The following is a 20200-nucleotide window of genomic DNA, read 5'->3' as shown; positions in this document are numbered from 1 at the left end:
TGTTTTTTGATTGATGTTCGAACATTTTTTGAGCAAAACCCAGAATGATTGCGCGCTTCGCGCGCAAAACCAGAACGCTCGGGCGGGCAAAAAGGAAGGGGGTTGGGGGGAAGGAATTTTTGCCCGCCCTCGCTTTCCGCCGCCGAATTTCGTATTTTGCTTTGCAAAATGCGCCGCTATAAATGGAGTTGTGTTTGCCCCGCCCTCCCGTGCGCACACAATGTTAACCTCCCTTGTAAAAATCAAGAAAAAGATGTATCCTAATAATATGATTACAATGTAAGTTGGCATAACACTATTCTATCATAGCAGTATGATAATACAAGTATGGCACAAGAGAATAAAATCGGCAAGAATATTAAGAAACTAAGACAATCCAAAGGATTGTCGCAAGATCGCCTCTCAAAAGCGGCGGATGTTTCTTATAATTCAATTATCAAGCTTGAAACTGGCGGAATTACCAATCCGACAATTGAAACTTTGCAAAAAATCGCAAAAGCGTTAGAAGTTCAAGTTGATGATTTGTTAAAGTAAAATTTTATGAATCCAGAAAAATACAATCCAACACAAGAAGAAGTAAATAAAGCTGAAAGCATGATGACGGACGAACAGAGACATGCCTCTGAAATTCGGGCTGAATACTACGAGCAGGAGCAACCACCATGGGAAGACTTTACGGAAAAGATTGATGAAAACTTCGTCCGCAAAAGACCATCTCCTGAAGTCGTTAAAACAATGAATGGAAGCCTTGAAGAGTTGGGCCAAGCATTTGAAGGGTCTGGTTTAAATTGGCACCTTGATGGGGCTTTGAATATATCCTTAATGAATGGTGCTGGCGAAAACCCCGAAAAATATATCGGCGAGCACAAGGATGTTGACATCTCCGTAGAGAAAGACGAACTTGAAGCACTGGAGGCGCAATTACTTAAAAATGGTTATGGCTTATTTTTGTCTCGCACGGAAGACAAAACCAAAAATAAAATAATGAAGCGAGTTAACCATAGAGATTTTGCCGAATCAGCTGCAGAGCATATGTTAATCGCCGCTATAGATGAAAATGGAAAAATTCGTCGAGACAAAGCCCTAAATTTTGTAGATGTTCATATTATCCAAAGAGATAAGGACGGAAAACCCTTAGGTGTTTCAGGTATGCCTATTCCAGAAAAATGGGTTCAACCACAACCGCTGGAATTTCACGACAGACAAATTAACATTTCTCATCCCGGGAAAGTTCTTTATTATAAACTCCATCAAGGTAGGAATTATGATGTTACCGACGCAGAAAAATTAATTGAAACAGGAAAAATTACGGAAGAAGATATTGATGATATAGAGAAAGTCTACGAGGATGAATTTAGAGCAAATGTCGAGCGCGGACGGAAAATTTTTGAAGGTTTCGCTAACCAAATCAGACCAGAAATGAATGCAGACGAAATTTTTTCTCTTATACAAAGTCAGTCTGAATTTCAGAAACGGGAAGATATGGCGGAAGGTTTTAAAACATTAGCAGAAAAAATTGCAGAATCGGAAGATAAATCAGTTGATAACATATTAGCTATCGCTATCAAACTTTTTGGAGTTGAAGAAAAGAATAACCAAAAACGACAAGAATTGAACAGAATGAGACAAAAAGTGAAGGATATGAAAGAGGTAGAAAGAATGCGCAAGGAATTGAAAAATAAGAGCGGTTAATAATTTTAAAGGCGGCGCGCCAGTGGCGGAAAGCGAGGGCGGGCAAAAATTCCTTCCCCCCAACCCCCTTCCTTTTTGCCCGCCCGAGCGTTCTGGTTTTGCGCGCGAAGCGCGCAATCATTCTGGGTTTTGCTCAAAAAATGTTCGAACATCAATCAAAAAACACCGCCAAAATTGAAAATCGGAATTGGAAGCCGCAATGAGGTCGCGCCGCAGGCGCGACACAAACGTATTCCCGCCAATAATTCCCGAATCCAAAAGGTTTTTCCACGCTCCGCGTGGCTCAAAAAGTCCAGTTCGATCCTTAATTTGAAAGTTCGAACCGACTTTTTTTTGAACCAATGAAGTTTTTCTTCATTTGTTCCCTCGTTTGCCAATACGATCTATTGATTAAATAGTTTTATGAAAAAGAAGATAAAAGTTGGAATCATTTTTGGCGGAAAATCGGCGGAGCACGAAGTTTCTTTGCAGTCCGCCAAAAATGTCATAGAAGCAATTGATCAGGATAAATACGAGCCTGTTCTTATTGGCGTAGACAAAAAAGGAAAATGGTTTTTGGCGGATAGTTCAAAATTTCTCTTAAATAGTGGAAATCCAAAGTTAATCAAACTCAATAACGAAACAAGCCAGAGCGTTGCGCTAGTTCCACAAAGCGACGGAAAAATAGCAAACCTGGATACTCACGAATCAGAGAAATCTATTGATGTAGTTTTTCCAATTTTGCATGGCCCGTTTGGTGAGGACGGAACAATGCAAGGTTTGCTGAAACTTGCCAATATTCCTTTTGTTGGAGCAAGTGTTTTAGGTTCAGCGGTTGGAATGGACAAAGATGTGATGAAGCGTTTGCTTAGAGACGCGGGCATACCAATAGGAAAATTTTTAACGCTTAGAGAAAAGGAAATTCCGATTTATGATGAGGTTGTCAAAAATTTAGGATTGCCGTTTTTTGTAAAACCAGCAAATATGGGTTCGTCAGTTGGAATCAGTAAAGTGATTGAGGAAAAAGATTTCAAGACAGCAATCGGAGAAGCATTTAAGTACGACAGGAAAATACTTATTGAAGAAAATATCGCCGGACGAGAAATTGAATGTTCCGTCCTCGGAAATGACGACCCGATTGCCTCTATCCCCGGCGAGGTCATTCCCAATCACGACTTTTATTCTTACGAAGCAAAGTATCTCGACGAGTATGGTGCGGCATTTGAAATTCCTGCAAAGTTACCGGACGATATTGTGAAAAAAGTTCAGGAGCTTGCGGTCAAAACTTTTAAAACCTTAACTTGCGAGGGATTGGGTCGGATCGATTTTTTTCTCAAAAAGAACGGCGATGTCCTCATCGATGAAATCAACACTATTCCCGGGTTTACCTCAATCAGCATGTATCCAAAATTATGGGAGGCAAGCGGAATTTCCTACACTGAACTTATAGATCGCTTAATCCAACTGGCGTTTGAAAGATTTGAAAAAGAACAAAAACTCAAAACTTTTTACGATGCGAAATAATTTATACGAAATAATTTAAAGGTTCGAGCATTAGTATTGATAATTCAAAAAACTTTCCCGTTTTCGTCATTGCGAGGAGCCAGGATCGCCACGATTAAGGCCTCTCTCTGACATCTAAAGGAGGCAAGATGAACTACAAAAGAGCGATTCTATGGGGCGCGGGAATTTGGGCGTTTGTCTTTGTGGTGGCGATCGCGATTTTTTCACTTCGCGAGAATGAGCGACCACTCTTTGAATCGATCATGCCGGTCGCCTTGGCGCTGGCAACCGCTTTTGCCGCCAAAATGTATTTTCGGGGTGTCAAAGAGCATTACAAACAAGTCGGCCTTCAGCTCGGCCTTACCTGGTTGGTTGTCAATTTGGTCATCGACCTTTTTCTCTTTATGCCGTCCTCGCCGATGCAAATGACGTTGGTGGATTATTTGAAAGACATCGGCGTCACCTACCTCATCATCCCAATCGTCACCGCCTCAATGGGCAAGGCGCTAGCTGAAAAAGCATGACAACAGAACTAGCCACTTTCGGCGGCAATGGGCCGTCACTCATGCAAAAACAGGCCCTGATGGTCTACTTTTTAACATCCGAGCGGCACGAAAACTTCCACGCAATATCCCTACTACTCTAGCTTATTGATTTTTCCCAGAAAAAGGGTATGATCAAAATTATCTAGTTCCAAATACAAGATATAAGGTGGGAAGATGAATAATGCAAAAATTTATGTCATCTTGGTAGTTGCGTTAGTTGTTGGTGGGGCAGTTTTATTGTTTTGGCAGCGAAACAAACTTAACTCTCTACAGACTGAATCGGACACCAAAATTGCTAATTTAGAATCCGAAAACAGTCGGTTGAAAAATCAAGTTGCCGCCCCGTCGCAACAAACCAATCCATCTCAAGCTGAAACTTCAGAAACTAGTGACGAAATAGCGAGTGGAACAGCCGAAGAATCAACCAGTTATCTAAAATACGAGACCGAAGTTAGCTCCGATCAAGAAGGCAAACTGGAATTTTCTTATCCGCAAGATTACACCGCACAAGAACCAACGCCAGTTCGGGGCGATAATCGTGGTATCATTCTTATCGAGAAGACTGCCCTCCTTTCACAGCACGATGATACTGACTTGCCTTATCCGCTCCGAATTACAATCCATCCTTCCCTTGAAGATTTAGTTTATGATGCCGGCGGAGCGGAAGATGTAAGCCAAATCAAGAGTCTCGCTGACTATCTTGATCGTTATTCAGCTACCGAGGAATCTCGGCTCCAAAACATTACCGGTATTTCCTTGGGCGGCCAGTCGGCCTATAAAGCAGATGCTGGTCCCAATGTTTTTGGTGGCGACGGAGCAAAAATATATTTACTGGAGTTTGATGGCTGGTATTACGAGATTTTTGAATCAACTCCTAGTCCAGTGACTCAAGATATTATTGATTCAATAAAGTTCTCAACTAACTAAAGACAGTGAGTGAATAAAGAGATTGAGGCAAAATAATTCATAACTCACTGACCGTCTATATTCAAAATACGTTAGGGTATGAAACTCTCCGAGCTTACGCTCGGAGTTTCGATTCGCCTTGTTCCCCGCCGTGGCGGGGTTTGTTGTATCGCTTGACTCTGGGCTGACGCCCAGAGTTTGCGCTTTCTTGAAATCAAAATTTGATAACAGATGTGTTGAATTGATAAACTCAAATTATTATGAAGCAACCAAAAATTGATTTTCTCCAAGCAATTGTTTGGCGTGAGGACGATGATTTTGTTGCTCAATGTTTGAATGTTGATGTTGCCAGCTTTGGATCATCGAAGAAAGAAGCGCTTAATAACTTAAAGGAAGCTCTTCAGCTTTATTTTGAAGATGAATCCAGATTTGCTGATGTGAATCAGCCAGAGCTAGTCCGCCTCAAACTAAATAATGCCTAAACGGTACACTTTTAAAGAAGTTGATAAAGTGCTCATGGCAAAAGGATTTACTCAAGTCAGTCAAGTTGGTAGCCACATTAAATTCCGAAAAATTGGGACGCCAACCTTAACGGCAATTGTTCCTAAAAAGCGCAAAGCAATCCCGATCGGCACGTTCCGTTCGATTCTTCGGCAGGCGCATATGGCATTATCTGATTTTGAACGACAATTAAAACAAATATAGACAATGGCTGAACTAGCAACTTTTGGCGGCGGGTGTTTTTGGGGGACAGAAGCGGCCTTCAAAAAAGTACCCGGCGTCGTCGAGACCAAGGTTGGGTATATGGGCGGGGCAATGGAGCAGCCGAACTATGACGATGTTCTGATCGACCAAACCGGTCATGTTGAAGTTGTCGAGGTTAAATTCGATTCAGCTAAGGTGAGTTATGGTCAATTGCTGGAACTCTTTTGGTTGATTCACGACCCGACTCAAGGCAATCGTCAAGGCAACGACGTCGGCAGTCAATATCGCTCGGTTATTTTCACCCACTCCGACGAACAACGGGCAATGGCCGAGGCGTCAAAACAAGCCCTCGAGCAGTCCAAAAAATACGATCGGCCAATCACAACCACCATTGAACCGGCCGGTCGCTTTTGGCGGGCGGAGGAGTATCATCAAAATTATCTCGACACCAATCCCGGCGGTTACTGCCACGTCAATCTCGGCCAAGTCGATCAGTTTATAACCGATCAAGTTAAACAATGACGCAACCCGCCAAAGACCAACTCAAGAGAAAACTTTCGCCGCTCGCTTTTCGTGTCACGCAGGAACGGGGGACGGAACCGGCCTTTACTGGTAAATATGTGGATCATCACGAACGTGGAATGTATAAATGTGTCGTTTGCGGCGCGGAATTATTTGCGTCCAACGCTAAATTTGATTCCGGCACCGGCTGGCCAAGTTTCACCGAACCGATGAACCGTGCCCATGTTGAACTGCTCCCCGATACCTCGCACGGTATGCGTCGGACCGAGGTTCGTTGCAAAAACTGTGGCGCTCACCTCGGTCACGTCTTTGATGACGGTCCGCAGGCTCGCGGTGGTAAGCGCTACTGCATCAATTCCTGCGTGTTAAACTTTCAAAAAAAGGAGACGAATGACCATTGAATCAGTTGGGTCACCAGAAAATAATGCTAATCAAACAGTTGACGTGACCGACTTTTTTAGACATTTAGAACGGTGGGAGTTTTTAGAAGAAATCGATGATCGCAAGCATCGAGGCAAAACATTGATTATCGATATTAATTGGAAAGATCTTGGCGTAGATGATCAAGAACGTCGCCTGGCGTCTCGCTTCCTCAAGGCGTTCTTAGAAAGTTCAAGACGATCTCAACTCCAACAAACTCGCCAGGCAATAATTCGTGGAACTGCGGCAGAGAAAAGGTTAGCTGATCAAAATGTTCTGTCTTCTGGAGTAGATTGGAAAAACATTGAAGATTAATTCGGAGGAAATTACGCAATGGCTTCAAGATGCCTTAAGATATCGCAAACGCTCCTCTTTCGAGAGTTTCTCAATCGCATAGCGGAGCATGGTGCGAGGCATTGTTGGGGCATGGTCATCAAGAAATCTTGTGAGCGTTGTCTTGTCGCGCTTCCCAACTTCGCGCAACATCCAACCGGTCGCTTTGTGAATAAGATCGTGTGAGTGAGTGAGAAATTGCTTAGCCAGCGCCAAAGTCTCCGCGAACTGACCTGATTTTATCAAAGCGCCGCTCGCCACAATCGCAACTCGTTCGCGCCAGAGATTCTTTGTGGCCGCAAGTTTCTTGAGCGTCAAACGTTCCTTAGGATGCCGAATCAACCAATCGCCAAGAATATATGGAGCGGACGAATCAACGAGATCCCAATTATTCACCCCATCAAGGTGGACGAGATAGAACTTAACCAACTTTGCCCGCTCCACCTCACCATCGCCTTGATATTGGCGCACAAGGATCAAAAGAGCTGTCAGGCGATGTTCATGAATCGAGCTTTCAAGCAGTTTTGCAATTTCTTTCAAAGGCAAGTCGCGGAACGCACGGGCGACCTTGCGTTGTTCCGGAACCGTGACGCCGTTGAACTTATCGTTCTCCCCGTACTGCCCCTTGCCGGTTTTGAAAAACCAAGCCGATGCTTTGGCCTTTTCGGGTGAGGCTTTAGCTTTCAGTGAGATTTTTACACCTTGAGCGGTTAACTTGGTCATGAGTGGACAGAATCAAAAACTTACCTTATACTAGCCCCATCATTAAGGCACAGATATGTTACCACGCACCAAGAGAAAAAATCGAGCGCGAGCTAAAAAGCATGGTTTTTTCGCCCGAAAAAATGAGATGAAGCGCGCCGGCAAAAATGGAATAAGCCTCGTTCTGAAACGCCGGATGCGCAAGGGGCGGGAGCGTCTTGTTGTTGTCGCGTAGCGCTCGCCTTTCAAACGCGCGTGACTTTGCGCGCATTTATCGACACGGCCGTTCAGCCCGAAGTGATTTTTTTCGTCTAAATTGGCTAGCAAGTCAACGAGTGGGCGCCCGAATCGCAATCATCACAAGTCGCAAGCTCTCAACTAAAGCGGTGCGACGAAATTTATTGAAGCGACAAGTGCGATCGATTCTGCGCGAATTCTATCCTGCCCTTGAACGAATTGACCTAATTATTCAACTCCTCCCGCGCACAATTCAAGTGGCGACGGCTAAACATCGAGACACGGCGCGTCAATCAGTCATGCCCACTCTGACTTTTGCGCGCCTCAAAGACGATCTGGAAAAACTGCTCAAAAAAAATAATTTGCTGAATTAATTATGCGTTCGCTTGCTCTTCTTGTAATTCGCTTTTATCAACATACTTTTTCACCTGATCATGGCTGGTTGCGCGCCCTCTACCCGGCCGGGTACTGCAAATTTCAGCCGAGTTGTTCGAGTTACACTTTTAAGGCGATTGAGCGTTTTGGGTTGCTCCGCGGAGCGTGGTTGGGGTGCGGACGAATCCTGCGGTGCAATCCGTGGCATCAAGGCGGCGCCGACCCGCTTCCGTCCTTGAAGTAAGTCGCTGGCTTGGTTAATGTGAGGAACAATGATCGAAACAATCAAGTCACTGTCCACAACGCTGTTTTATCAGCCACTTTTTAATTTACTCTTCTTTTTCATCTCAATCCTGCCAGGCGAGAATCTTGCGGCTGGAATTATCGGTCTGACGGTTGTTGTTCGGCTCATGCTCGTCCCATCTTCAGCCCGAGCCCTCCGCGCCCAGCGTGAACTGACAGCGCTTCAACCGGAAATCAATAATCTGCGCGCCGACTACAAGGATAAGCCCGAGGAGTTGAATCGCCAGATGTTGGCCTTGTACCAAAAACACAACGTCAATCCTTTTGGCTCGTGTCTGCCAATTTTAATTCAACTCCCAATTCTCTTAATTCTCTACCGCGTGGTTCTAAATGGCATCCACCCCGACAACTTTAACCTTCTATACAGCTTTGTGCCAACGCCAACAGCGCTGGAAACTATGTTTTTAGGCATTAGCCTTGAGGCTCCGAGTCTAATTCTTGGCTTAATCGCTGGCGGCTTGCAGTTTTTGCAAACTTGGCAGATGCTCCGCGGCCGTGTTAAAACAAAATCTACCGACCCGACCACTGAAGCCACCGAACAGATCGGCCAACGCATGACTTATTTAATGCCGCTCCTCACAGTTTTCATCTCAAGCACTCTGCCAGCGGCCCTCGCCCTCTATTGGGTTGTGACCACCTTGTTTTCAGTTATCCAACAATCCTGGCTCTTACGCGTCCACCCTGAAATTGCCAAGCCACACGTTGCGGTTCGAATTAAAAAGAAATAAGTAAAAAATTTTCCACTTTCTATCCACATGTTTTCCACAAGTCGTATGTGGGTTATTTTTGCCAGTGTATATTTGTGGAATATTTCAAGGAGAAAATTAATAAAAAACAATAATCAAATCCTTCTTGATCCAAAACTTGAACTCTGTGGATAACTAACGTATGGTCGTAAAGTACAAGACAAGGAGGGTTCAATTGAAGACTGTTGAAAATCCCGCCAAAGTCTGGCAAATCGTTCTTGGAGAGTTGGAGATTGTCCTTTCGAAGGCCAACTATAAGACTTGGTTTAAGAACAGCCGGATCGTCGATGTGACCGACGAGGAAGTGGTCATTGGAGTGTGGAACACTTTCGCCAGATCATGGTTGAGAGATAAATATCACTCTGAAATTTTAGAAACCCTGAAACGTTTTTACCCAGGTCTGCGTCGCGTCGAATACCAAGTCTCTTCAGCCCAATCACCTAATCGCGCGCCCAAAAAAGAATCGAATAGTGACATTCGAACCACTGAACAGCTCGCCACTCTCGAAACGATCGCGCAAACTCAAACGCAAGCCAGCGCGGATGTCATAACCGGCCTCAATGCAAATCACACCTTTGAAACCTTTATCGTGGGTAATTCTAATCGCCTGGCACATGCCGCGGCCACTGCCATCGCTCAAAAGCCCGGGCTTGTTAAGTACAACCCGCTCTATTTTTATGGTGGAGTCGGACTCGGCAAGACCCATCTTCTGCAAGCAATCGGCAATGAGATAAAAAAACATTTCCCCAAAAAGACTGTCCTTTACGCTTCCTGTGAAAAATTTACCTCTGAATTCATTGAGGCTCTCCAAGCCAAGAAGCTCGATGCCTTCAAAAAACGCTACCGAAACGCCGATCTTTTACTCATCGATGACATTCAATTTCTCTCCGGCAAAGAGGGAACACAGGAAGAATTTTTTCACACCTTTAACACTCTGCATCAAACCAACCGGCAAATCGTTATGACTTCCGATATGCGACCGCAATCGATTCCGTCACTCGAGCCCCGTCTCTCCTCTCGCTTTGGCTGGGGGATGGTTGCCGACATTCAGTCACCCGACTTCGAGACCCGCCAGGCAATTCTGAAACACAAATGCCTAGAAAGATCATTCACATTGCCGACTGAAATCATTGAGTACATCGCCCAGCATGTTCAAAGCAATATCCGCAATCTCGAGGGCGCGCTGAACAGCGTGATCGTGCACTGCGAGCTATACAACGTCGCCCCCTCAACTTCGCTCGTCGAACGAATTCTTAGCCAGACGGGCGCTAATCTGCGGAGCAAACAAATCTCAATTGACCAGGTTTTCCAAACAACTGCTGAATTTTTCTCTCTTGAGATGGAAGAACTTCTTGGCAAACGCCGCCTCAAAGAATTTGTTTATCCTCGCCAGATCGCAATGTATATCCTGCGCTACGAACTTGGCTACTCGTACCCTCAAATTGGCAAGATGCTGGGTGGTAAAGATCACACGACAATCATGCACGGGGTCCACAAAATCGAACACCAGCTCGCGACTCGAAACGATACACTGCAACGCGAAATTAATTCGATCAAAGAACAACTCTACGCGAATTGACTGGGGACAAGGCTGGGGAATAGAAGTGCGCACAAAGAGGAAAACTTTTAACCACTCAAGTTTTTCCCCAATTCTTCAACACTTATTCCCCAAAAATTTTCCATTTATCCCCAGATTATCCACACGGTTTTCTTCTATTAATCCACCAATCCACAGGCCTTATTACTACTAATACAAATTCTTATATCTAAAGTAATTATATGGAAGTCATCATTACGCAGGAAAATTTTAATCGGGGCCTGCAAATCGTTAGTCGGGTTGCGACAACTAAATCTTCTCTCCCGATTTTAGCTAATATTTATCTCTCGGCGGAATCTGGGCAGTTAAAACTTTCCGCAACTGATTTAGAAATAGGAGTGATTACCTTTATTGGCGCCAAAGTTAAAACAGAAGGAGCGATCACCCTCCCCGCTCGCCTTTTGGTGGATTTTGTAACCAGTAATACTGATGCCACCCTGACTTTTAGTTTCAAAGGGACTGAAGCGACTCTCCGTTCAGATCGTTACGAAGCGGTGATTCATGGGCTTGATCCGTCTGAATTTCCCCCAATTCCGGCGCCAAGCGCTAAATCCAACATACGGGTGCCGGCAATGATTTTAAGGCGAGCTTTACAAGACACAGTTTTCGCCGCCGCGATCGATGACGCTCGGCCGGTGTTAAACGGCCTGTATCTTTCAGCCAGTGAGCGTGAACTTGTTCTTGCGGCCACCGATTCTTATCGATTGGCGGAGAAACGATTGAAGCTCGCGGAAGCCTTAAATAAACCGATGGCGGCGATTTTACCGGCACGAGTCGTGATCGAGCTTGGGCGCATTCTGCCTGACTCCGAGCAAGAAGTGACACTTTCGCTCGCTGAAAATCAGCTCTCGCTTGAGTTTGATCAAACCCAAGTCGTTTCTCGTCTGATCGAAGGCACATTTCCCGACTATCGGCAGATTATTCCAGTGAAATCGGCCACAACAATAACTGCTGAACGGAGCCAGTTGATCGCCGCGGTGCGAATGGCGAGCTTATTTGCGCGCGACGCCTCTCACCAAGTTCGGTTAGCCGCTAAGGCGCCTGAAATGCTTCGCCTCACCGCTGTTTCCAGTGCCGTTGGCAAGAACCAGGCGACGGCGCCAGCCGAAGTCGCCGGCGACCCTGTTGAGATCGCTTTTAATGCCAAGTTTCTTTTAGACGCTCTCAATGTAATTCATACGGATACAATTAAACTCGAGTTGGCCGGCACCGATCGACCGGGCGTACTCCGCCCCGAGGGTGAGACCGATTATTTAAGCCTAGTTATGCCGCTTCGAGTTGATGCTCAATAATGGCACAATTCACTCTCGAGTTGACAGCCTTTCGGCGTTTTCAGGAACTTCAGCTTGACTTTAAGCCGATTTCACTGATTTTAGGGCCGAATGGAGTTGGCAAGTCGACACTTTTGGAAGCAGTCCATTATTTAAGTCTTGGCCGATCGTATCGCACTCTTCACGATCGAGAGTTAATCGGTTGGGAAAGTGACACGGCGCGAGCGCGTCTTGAACTGTCGGAACTGAAAATTGAACGGGTGGTTTCAACTTTTGGTCAAACTTTTACCAAGCAAGCTAAGCACAACGGCGGACTAATCTCGGCCCTCAATTCGATCGGGCTCTTTCACGTCGTCCTATTTTCGCCCGAACTTGTGGAACTAATTACAGGCGCCCCAAGAGGGCGACGCCGATATCTTGACATGATCTTGGCCGGCACCGACCCAACCTATACCGCCAGTCTCGTTGGCTACCAACACGCGCTCAAACAGCGCAACGCGCTTCTGCGCGCGTTAACCGAGCCCAATGGGCGCGCCCTTGAGCCCTGGGAGATACTTCTAGCTCAAGAGGGTCGGGTTTTGCTTAAAAAGAGGCATGCCCTTATAGATTTTTTGGCCGCTCGTTTGGGCGAGAACTATAATCGAGTTGCGATCGATTCCCGGCGATCGATCATTCTTAACTATCAGAGTACGATTTCTGATCCAGACCGATATGAGGAGCACCTCCTTGCCGCTCGCGACCGCGACCGGGAAAATCGGGCAACGACCCTTGGACCGCATCGGGATGATATGCAATTCAAAGTCGATGGTTACGAAGCCTCGGTGGCGACCTCGCGCGGCGAACAAAGGAGTCTTCTGCTGGCGCTCAAAGAAACCGAGCTTGAGTTTGTCGAATCGAAGGTGCGCGACGATCAGATCATACTCTTGCTCGATGATATGTTCTCCGAACTTGATCGCGCGCGCTCTGAGGCGCTTGAAAAGCTCATTCCAGCTCATCCAGTGATGATTACCGCTACCGACGCCGCTTTCATTAGTCCCGCGCTTGCCAAACGTGCCCAGATTTTCGAGTTGAGTTTTGAGCGGAAGCCGGCTCATGTCGCTTAAATCGGTGAAAGATGAATTAGGAAGTTTTCACACGCGTCATAAAATTAGTCGCCAGCTTCACGCGGCGTCAATTGTTGCGATTGCCAATGAGGTTGCCGAGGGTCGGCTGACGATTAAATCATTTCGCGAGGGTCGATTAATTGCCGTTATCAAAACGCCGGTCGAGCGGTATCTAATTGAAAGCCAGGTACCCGAAATTATTGCGGCCATTAACACGCGTCTCGGCGAGCCACTCATAAAAACGATTAAGTTTCGTTTTGAAAGTTATGAATAAAAGAATAGCAAGCGGTGGGTAATAGAAAGCGAATGTATTTTTCGACACGCTCATTCGCTCCAGCGGCTCATTCACTTAGTCCTCAAAAATTGTTCCCACTCACAAGCGTGAAACCGTGCCAATTTTTCTGAGGATAGTCTCAAAATACATTTGTTTGCTAGAACTGGTTCTATTGTCCACCGCTCGCATATATCCCATCATCGAGCGCTAAGGCATAGAGTTTGCCATTGCTGGTAAAGAAAAGTGTTTTTTCATCGGGAGCGAGTAATAAGTTTGTTGGCGCGAGTTCGGTGATCGCGGCATCAAAAAGATAGGGTGTTTGGACGGAGTTATCAAAAGCAACTTTTATGAATTCGGCTATTTGCCCCGAGCCGCTTGCGTGGACAAGGGCGCTTCCGTCGGCGAAAAAGGCGCAATCCGCAACCGAGCCATTAAGACTTAATTCAGTGCGCTGGTTTTCCAAATTAATTACGGTCAGCCGACCATTATTTTCCTGGTAAAGCAAACGGTCGCTCGTGGGTAGCCAACGCGCCTCTTTGACAGAGCCATTGGTTTGAAGCTCGGCCAGGGATTTGGAAAAAACGTCGAAAATGTAGAGTTTTTGAGTTAAGATTGCGATTTTTTTGCCATCAGGCGACCAAAACAAGGTTGGATTGCTGATATCGGTCGATTGGAAGTTAAAGATTCGTTCAAGCTCGCCATTGTCTTTGTTGGCTCGAATCAGTGATTTTTCACCGCCGCCCGGTTCATAGTAATAAGCTACTTTCTCGCCATCTGGGCGCCAGTCAATTGAACCAATGCCAGTCGGCCAATCCTTGGTTGTTTGGTTGGTCAGATCGTAACGGTGAAAGTCGTATTGTTTGAGTGCGTCGCCTTCTCTAAAAAAAGCGAGTTGACGATTGGGTGACCAGACGAACTCGGTAATCCCGCCAAAACGCGCCGGCGTGATTGAATCGTGCCTGGGTTCGAGTAGATTCTCTAAAAAGAGTCGCTCAATGGTTTTTGTGCCACCATTGAGGTAAAGAAGCGATTCGCGCTCGGCATCGAGCGCGAGATACTGGATGCGGTCCCCGATCAGTTCTTGAGGAATGGGGAGTTTGCGAAGTTCAATTTCGAGCGACCGCTTTTCGTTTGTTTTGAGCTCGAGTATTTGAGTATAGGGCAGATAGCCTAAAAGCGAGACCATCACTTTAGATTCGCCTGGCGAGAGCTTGGTCGTAAGCGATCCAATTCCAAGCGCGTCTCCAACGCTTACTTGCGCCTCGGCCGGTGTTGGACTAACACTCAAAGTGGCTTTCCAGAAGAATAAGAAAAAGATCACCCCGCCAATCAAAAGCAAGACTAAACCTGAAAGTAGCCAAATTCGCGTATTTTTCATAATTATTTGCACTTTTTATTCACTAATACTGCCAATGCAACCACTCCGCCAAAAGCGGTGGCTTGCCAGGTTCGTCATAACAGTAACCTTTGCGCCCCTCTTCTCTTTTAATGTTTTCGAAATAAGAACCGGTTACACCCGTGCCCCAGACACGGTCAAAAAGATATTCGTAAGCATAGCCATGATCGCGTTTGTGCGAGCAAATTTGGGACGGCGTCATCTTATCGTCTTTCAAATCGTCGGCCATGTGTAACAGATTGCCCACGAAAATTTCAAGTTTATGGTTTGCCGCTTCTTCGGCGCCCAGCATAAAGGCTTGCTCCGAAGTGCCACGGAAGACGCCGATGGGCAATTCTTTGGCAAAGGCGATTTCCTTGCCGACTTTAGGGTTATCCTTATCCTTAAAATCATACGGGACTTCTTCGGGCCAGAGATCGGTATAACGGCTCCAGAGAATTTCGACGCGTTTTTGACTGCCACCAAGAAAGCCGCCTAAGCCAAGTGAGCCCAACAGGAAGGGTGCGAGGAAGGGTAAGAACACATTTAGGGCGAGCGTGGCAAGGCCAATGCCAGGCACCATCGCGGTAAAGATTGCCGTTGAGACCAGCATCTGCGTCAGTCCGTTTGGCAAACCAAGTTGGGCATCGAGTTTGGCAAAGGTGCTACCAAGCGCGAGGCCAACCCCAAGATTCACCAAGCTCGCCTGCGCCATCTGAAGATTTTGAAGGGCTTTTTGAGCATCTGCGACCGATGTTGTAAGTCCTTCAATCATGCCTAAATTATCGGTTGGCATCGCCAGAGCTTGAATTTGCGCCAGTTGATAAGCATCTTGGGCGGCGGCCAAATTTTGGAATCCTTGATATAACCCAAAGGTACTCCCGGCTGGCAAGCCGACTATTCTATCGATATAACCGCCCATGTAGGCGATGGTTAGGTCGGAACTGACAAGGGACTCGAATGATTTGGCAACGAGTTTGCCGTTGGCATCTAAAACATCCTGCGAGAGACTCCCAGTTTTGACAAAGGCAAGCAGGCTACCGCTGACCCCGGGCGGCAAGGGCACGCCCGTTGCATTTGAAAGCCAACTGTCAAGCTGACTCAAGCCGGCCGCTGAAACCTTAGTGAGATCCTTGTCCGAGCCAAAGAAGTTATATAGATCTTTTGCCACCTCGACGCCGCCTAAAATCAGTGCGGCATCTTTGCTCCCGCTAATGCCGGCGACCAATTTACCCATTGCGGTAAATTGTTGATCGAAAGTGCCTTGAGTCATCGCCTTTGTAAAGCCTTGCATGCTCAAGCCGGGCACCCGTTCGCTTAAGGCGCGCGTCAGGCCACTGTCGACAAGAGCAAACATAAGCTTCTGTTGCTTCTCTTCCTGCCATTGCTTGACGCGGTCGTTGAAGCGCATTACGTAGTAATCCGCTTCGCCGTCCGTGATGGGAAGTTCTTCGCCATCTGGTCCCAAGAGCGAGGTTTGACTCCGATCGGGATTATTAATTTGTTCCAGAGTTGGCCAGTCAGCGTCGGGGCCAAAATAGGTGTTGCCGGCGTTGATGCCATCTTTCAGCTCATTAAAGGCTTCGGCGCGAATTGACCCTAAAACGCTCTCGCTCGGGCCGGCAAAGGCTTGATAAAAATCTTGAAAACCGACGCCGACAATCCCATTTTCTCGCAAGAAGCTGTCAAATTGCCCACCGGCAAAAGCGATCATCGTAGCGCCGGAATCGCCAGTGGCAAAACCCGCCGCAATCGCGCTATATTGGGGTGGTACGCCGGCGGCATTGCCCACGGCTTGGATGAGCGAGGCCATTTGCTTTCGTCCTTCAGGCGTATTGGTGTCGAGGGCGTTCTCCGTGAACATGAGATCCAGGGCGTTTTCAGCGAGCTGGCCAATCGATGGGTCTAAATTCAAAGCTCGAGTTGCTGTCCGAAGACCAGCCTTAGCCTTTTCCTTGTCAGTCAAGGTGTCATCGAACATCCACTTAATCGAGACGCCGAATTTTTCTTGAGTAAAGGCATCGGCGACATCCTTGCCAAGGTTTTCCATTGCCGCGGCCTTTTCCGCGCCTGTTTTATCGCTCAAAAGAATGTCCACGGCCCCGCTTAAACCGCCAGCCAACGCGCCACTCTCAATGCCGAAAACATTCTTAATGTTATCCGAAGTTAATTGTTGTTTGATCTCGCCTTTGAGCACATCCTTAAAGAATTTTTCACGTTGTTCGGGCGTCGTATTTTTATCGAAAAGGGCGCGAGCGATTCCACTCGGCAACTGAGGGAAAGCCGACTTGCCGATCTGCTCAAACCGATCAAGATACTGCTGGTCTTTCCAGAATTTAGAATCGAAATCGAAAATTTGACCTTTAATAAATAGATTAAGATCAGCGTTGGTCACTCCTTTGACGCCGTATTCTTGCAAGAGCGCGCCAACGCTTCGGCCACTCACTGTCTCGATGAAGCGAATCGGATCGTTGAATTCCACTCCATCCGGCGTCACTTGGATCCCAAGCTTTTGGCTAATATAGCCATAGAGCATCTGCTCGTAGGCATCGCCATCGATATCCAGCGAGATATTATCCAGACCGGTAATCAGTTTTTCGATCTTGTTCAGCCCGAGAGATTTGAAGAATTCATCGGCGGCTTGTGGCGAAAAAGGCGTGTTGCGGAACAGTTTAGTCAGCGATCGACTCGGCGAGAGATCGAAACCGGCATCCAGAATGAGAGAACCTAGATCGGTCGTTAAACCTGCGCCTTGAAAAACCGAACGCACTAAGTATTCCGGATTGAGATTGAGAGGATGACTTAAATCGGCCAGCAGGCGATCGGCAATGAAAATCGCTTCTTTGAGCGGCGCCAGTTGAGTCTTGGCAAAGTTTTTAATCAACCGGTCGACTTTATTCATATCACGTTCGTTGAGTGAATCCCGAATTTCGGCATTAAAGGGATAAAACGTATTTAGTTCAAGACCAAGGGCGGTGTCATAGAGCTCGCCGCCAATGCGTTCGGTCGCTTCGTTCATGCTCATTTTTTCAGCAAAAACTTTTGAGAGGATTTCATTCATGAAATACGAATTTGGCGCTGGCAAACGCGGATCTTGAATAGCGAAAGCGTCGGCGCCGTTTTCACCGAAAAGCGCGCCATAAGCGAGCGAATAAGCGCGAAGTGTCTTAGTATCAGCGACGTCGACAGCCGCTTGCCCCGCTTGAGCAATGATCGCCAAGTCTTGGCTCCAGCGTTCGTACATTCGGCTGCCAAGAATGCCGCCTCGAGCATTGAGATCAACCAAAATGTGATCGATCGCAACGAGGGCCGCGTCAGTTTTTTCGCGCAATGTGCGTTCAGCACGCAGTTTGTCGCCCGCTTTTTTAAGTGTTTCCAGGCGTTTAATCAATTCATCTTTAGTTGGTACGACCAGGGTTGAATATTTTGTCGCTTCCTCGGGAGACGCGGCAAAGACTGCGAGGACGCGCAAGCGCCCCACGTACTCAAAAGCAAGCGCTGGCGCGTCGTAGCGAAAGACCGCGTCAAACTCGGCGCGATTTTGAAAACCAGTTTTTTGGGCGAGGGTATCAAGGTCGAGAGCCACTTCGGTGAGCGCGGGCAAAGCACCCTCCCGCAGGTACTTGCGAATTCGCTCGCGCGTGTCGTTATCGATCGCCATGCCTTTGGCGAGCGCCTCAACACCAGTGTCATAGAAAGCAGTTGCATCGGCGGCAAGGAGTCGATCGGTTAATTGCGCTTTATTTGGGTCACTGCCTTTAATGTAGGCGTTATCTAAGAGCCAACCGCGCAGTTCATCGTCCGATGCGAACGTCGTCAAAAAATCTACGTTCGTAGTAACAATATCTTCAAGGAGTGTTTTAGCCTGTGGCTTAAATTCGTACGCCTCGAGTAAAGTGCGGGCCTTGTCCGAACCATTGCCTTCCGGCAAAGTATCGAGCGTTGGCCGAGATTCTAGATTAAAGGCCGCATCGCGCCGCGCAGGATGATACGCCTCAACTGTTTTCAACACCTCAACGCCAATTAAGCGCAACCACTCATCGGGCGATTGCTTAATTGCCTCGACGCTATTAACGCCTGGAATGCCCAGTTGATTGCCTGTCAGTTGAGGGTCGGCTTCAATCGTTGGCCAGGCAAGGCCGAGCGCGGCTTGAAAATCATTACTACTGACATTGAGTGGCAAACTTCCTACGTCTAGGTTATAGAGTTTGGCTACCAAGCCGCGGCCGACCCGGCGTTCCAAATCAGCGCGGTCGCTTTGCTGAACGCCATCGAGCGTGCCAAGAGGCAGGTCGCCGATCGCCACCTCCCAGAAGCGTTCGCCGGCATTCGTAATGACTTCTTTTGAGGTGTTGCCGATTAAGGCGCCTGGCGGCAAACTTAAGGTTCGGCTAGTCACTTCACGACCGGTGTTTCTATAGAATTCATCGAGCGTCTCGCCGTAAAAAGCAAAGGCGGGAATTTGACCATTCGTGCCGCGTTCAAGGGCATTTTGACCGGTAATTCGCAGGCCATTTGGGCCAGTGAATAAACGTTCTTCAGTCTCAAACAATTCTCCCATATAACCTTCGCCTAATTGCTTGGCGAGATCGGCCATGTTATTAAAATTCCCCACTGATTTTTGGAGAGCTTCGCCATCCACCTCGGCGCCAGCCTCATTTAGGCCATCGATAATAGTTTTCATTAGGGCGGCGAGGAAACTATTTAAACCTTGACCTGATGGACTTTGCTTATTCAATGAGGGCATCGTGCCCTGGGTTTGCCCTTGGCCTGGTAGTGCCAGCGGACTCCCTTGTCCGCCTTGGCCTCGCGGTTTTTCTTGCCATTTTACCTCAATCGGTTTGAGGGGCAGGTGCTCAATGTCTTTAATTTCCTCTTTTTTCTCGCCAACGAGCGAGCCGAGATCTTGTTTGGCTTCGATTGTGAACTTGGTGCCGCGCAGATAATCAACTTCACTCACATCGGCGGCGGCGCCGCGGTCGGAAAAGTGGGGCGTTTCTTTACGATCTTCATCGGGTGGCGGAATCGTTTCGTCACTTTCTCGGCGTTTTTCAGTGCGATGACCTTTGGTAATGCGTTTAACGTTTAAGAACTCTTGCCCCGCGCCGCCAAACGCAGTCGGCGTTACCTGATGAATAATTGACCGAATCAATCTTCGATCGTAAACAGAAAGCCGATCGAGTTGGAGAGCGCCCTTGACTTCGCCCGGCAGATCGATTTCGCCGGTTTTTGTAAATTTTTCCGCCGCTTTGGGGTCGATTTCAAAAAGCTTCGCAAGTTGCAAATACGCATCGAATTGAGACTTATCAACGCCGTTGATCTTCAAGCGGCGGACAGGTTGAGCAATCAGATTGAGTTTTTTCGAACTTTCGCTCACTCCCTTGATTAGCTCATCGAGAGTGGGCGGCGCCGCGACCTTTTGGATTTGACCTGTTTCGAGCGGCGCCGCGAACGCATTTAAGAGCGGGAAATTGATTGGCAAAAGCAATAAAGAAAGCAAGAAAAATGTCGCCGCGCGCTTGAGAAACACCAGCGCGACCACGCGATTATTTTTTTTTGCATTACCAAATGTTCGCACCCATTCCCTCCTGTGCAATCCTTTTCAATATAAG

General features: G+C 47.2%; 22 protein-coding genes. 18 read left to right on the top strand and 4 right to left on the bottom strand.

Translation table 11 applies throughout. The annotated features are described in order from the left end of the window. Positions 1-327 precede the first annotated feature (327 nt). Positions 328-534, top strand: a complete 207-nt coding sequence (locus tag HYW32_02580) for a helix-turn-helix transcriptional regulator (GenBank protein ID MBI2589884.1) — start codon at positions 328-330, stop codon at positions 532-534. Between the two features lie 6 nt (positions 535-540). Next, entirely contained in the window at positions 541-1692 is a 1152-nt protein-coding gene (locus HYW32_02575) for a hypothetical protein (protein ID MBI2589883.1), read from the top strand. Positions 1693-1809: 117 nt separating this feature from the next. Here the strand turns inward: HYW32_02575 and HYW32_02570 are convergent, their stop codons facing one another. Further along, positions 1810-2034 (bottom strand): hypothetical protein, encoded by a 225-nt coding sequence (locus HYW32_02570; protein MBI2589882.1) that lies wholly within the window; start codon positions 2032-2034, stop codon positions 1810-1812. 60 nt (positions 2035-2094) lie between these two features. Here HYW32_02570 and ddlA point away from each other — a divergent pair, with 60 nt between their 5' ends. The 8 genes from ddlA to HYW32_02530 all read left to right on the top strand — a co-directional run bounded on the left by ddlA (position 2095) and on the right by HYW32_02530 (position 6587). Further along, the gene (gene ddlA, locus HYW32_02565) at positions 2095-3195 is read left to right on the top strand and encodes a D-alanine--D-alanine ligase (GenBank protein MBI2589881.1); all 1101 of its coding nucleotides are present in this window, start codon (positions 2095-2097) and stop codon (positions 3193-3195) included. 128 nt (positions 3196-3323) lie between these two features. Continuing rightward, positions 3324-3698, top strand: coding sequence for a hypothetical protein (locus tag HYW32_02560; protein MBI2589880.1), 375 nt, complete (start codon positions 3324-3326; stop codon positions 3696-3698). A gap of 195 nt (positions 3699-3893) precedes the next feature. After that, the gene (locus HYW32_02555; protein ID MBI2589879.1) at positions 3894-4646 is read left to right on the top strand and encodes a hypothetical protein; all 753 of its coding nucleotides are present in this window, start codon (positions 3894-3896) and stop codon (positions 4644-4646) included. A gap of 239 nt (positions 4647-4885) precedes the next feature. Beyond that, positions 4886-5107, top strand: coding sequence for a type II toxin-antitoxin system HicB family antitoxin (locus tag HYW32_02550; GenBank protein ID MBI2589878.1), 222 nt, complete (start codon positions 4886-4888; stop codon positions 5105-5107). After that, positions 5100-5330 carry a type II toxin-antitoxin system HicA family toxin gene (locus HYW32_02545; protein ID MBI2589877.1) on the top strand — a complete coding sequence of 77 codons (231 nt, stop codon included), beginning with the start codon at positions 5100-5102 and terminating at the stop codon, positions 5328-5330. Before HYW32_02550 ends, HYW32_02545 begins: the two co-directional genes overlap by 8 nt. Positions 5331-5333: 3 nt before the next feature. Next, positions 5334-5852, top strand: a complete 519-nt coding sequence (gene msrA, locus HYW32_02540) for a peptide-methionine (S)-S-oxide reductase MsrA (protein MBI2589876.1) — start codon at positions 5334-5336, stop codon at positions 5850-5852. After that, positions 5849-6253 (top strand): peptide-methionine (R)-S-oxide reductase MsrB, encoded by a 405-nt coding sequence (gene msrB / locus HYW32_02535; GenBank protein MBI2589875.1) that lies wholly within the window; start codon positions 5849-5851, stop codon positions 6251-6253. Before msrA ends, msrB begins: the two co-directional genes overlap by 4 nt. After that, positions 6243-6587 (top strand): hypothetical protein, encoded by a 345-nt coding sequence (locus HYW32_02530; protein ID MBI2589874.1) that lies wholly within the window; start codon positions 6243-6245, stop codon positions 6585-6587. The genes msrB and HYW32_02530 overlap by 11 nt, the downstream gene beginning before the upstream one ends. 24 nt (positions 6588-6611) lie before the next feature. Here the strand turns inward: HYW32_02530 and HYW32_02525 are convergent, their stop codons facing one another. Continuing rightward, positions 6612-7328, bottom strand: coding sequence for a DNA alkylation repair protein (locus tag HYW32_02525; protein MBI2589873.1), 717 nt, complete (start codon positions 7326-7328; stop codon positions 6612-6614). 55 nt (positions 7329-7383) lie between these two features. Here HYW32_02525 and HYW32_02520 point away from each other — a divergent pair, with 55 nt between their 5' ends. The 8 genes from HYW32_02520 to HYW32_02485 all read left to right on the top strand — a co-directional run bounded on the left by HYW32_02520 (position 7384) and on the right by HYW32_02485 (position 13213). Then, positions 7384-7542, top strand: coding sequence for a 50S ribosomal protein L34 (locus tag HYW32_02520; protein MBI2589872.1), 159 nt, complete (start codon positions 7384-7386; stop codon positions 7540-7542). Continuing rightward, positions 7526-7918, top strand: a complete 393-nt coding sequence (rnpA, locus tag HYW32_02515) for a ribonuclease P protein component (GenBank protein MBI2589871.1) — start codon at positions 7526-7528, stop codon at positions 7916-7918. The genes HYW32_02520 and rnpA overlap by 17 nt, the downstream gene beginning before the upstream one ends. Positions 7919-7920: 2 nt before the next feature. Then, positions 7921-8163, top strand: coding sequence for a membrane protein insertion efficiency factor YidD (gene yidD / locus HYW32_02510; protein MBI2589870.1), 243 nt, complete (start codon positions 7921-7923; stop codon positions 8161-8163). A gap of 28 nt (positions 8164-8191) precedes the next feature. Next, a complete protein-coding gene (locus tag HYW32_02505; protein ID MBI2589869.1) occupies positions 8192-8950 on the top strand; it encodes a membrane protein insertase YidC in 759 nt (252 codons plus the stop codon). Positions 8951-9143: 193 nt separating this feature from the next. Further along, on the top strand, positions 9144-10547 hold the full coding sequence (dnaA, locus tag HYW32_02500; protein MBI2589868.1) for a chromosomal replication initiator protein DnaA: 1404 nt from the start codon (positions 9144-9146) through the stop codon (positions 10545-10547). A 200-nt stretch (positions 10548-10747) separates the two neighbouring features. Further along, on the top strand, positions 10748-11857 hold the full coding sequence (dnaN, locus tag HYW32_02495; GenBank protein ID MBI2589867.1) for a DNA polymerase III subunit beta: 1110 nt from the start codon (positions 10748-10750) through the stop codon (positions 11855-11857). Next, positions 11857-12939, top strand: a complete 1083-nt coding sequence (gene recF, locus HYW32_02490) for a DNA replication and repair protein RecF (protein ID MBI2589866.1) — start codon at positions 11857-11859, stop codon at positions 12937-12939. Before dnaN ends, recF begins: the two co-directional genes overlap by 1 nt. Then, positions 12929-13213, top strand: coding sequence for a DUF721 domain-containing protein (locus tag HYW32_02485; protein ID MBI2589865.1), 285 nt, complete (start codon positions 12929-12931; stop codon positions 13211-13213). The genes recF and HYW32_02485 overlap by 11 nt, the downstream gene beginning before the upstream one ends. A gap of 169 nt (positions 13214-13382) precedes the next feature. Here HYW32_02485 and HYW32_02480 read toward each other — a convergent pair whose 3' ends face one another. Together HYW32_02480 and HYW32_02475 are read right to left on the bottom strand one after the other, a co-directional pair. Then, entirely contained in the window at positions 13383-14591 is a 1209-nt protein-coding gene (locus tag HYW32_02480; protein ID MBI2589864.1) for a PD40 domain-containing protein, read from the bottom strand. A 22-nt stretch (positions 14592-14613) separates the two neighbouring features. Next, positions 14614-20166 carry a hypothetical protein gene (locus tag HYW32_02475; GenBank protein MBI2589863.1) on the bottom strand — a complete coding sequence of 1851 codons (5553 nt, stop codon included), beginning with the start codon at positions 20164-20166 and terminating at the stop codon, positions 14614-14616. Positions 20167-20200 lie beyond the last annotated feature (34 nt).

This window comes from Candidatus Berkelbacteria bacterium (assembly GCA_016187225.1).
Classification (GTDB): domain Bacteria; phylum Patescibacteriota; class UBA1384; order JACPKC01; family JACPKC01; genus JACPKC01.
Note: the sequence above shows the minus strand (reverse complement) of the source record. Positions and strands in the feature narration are given on the sequence as shown.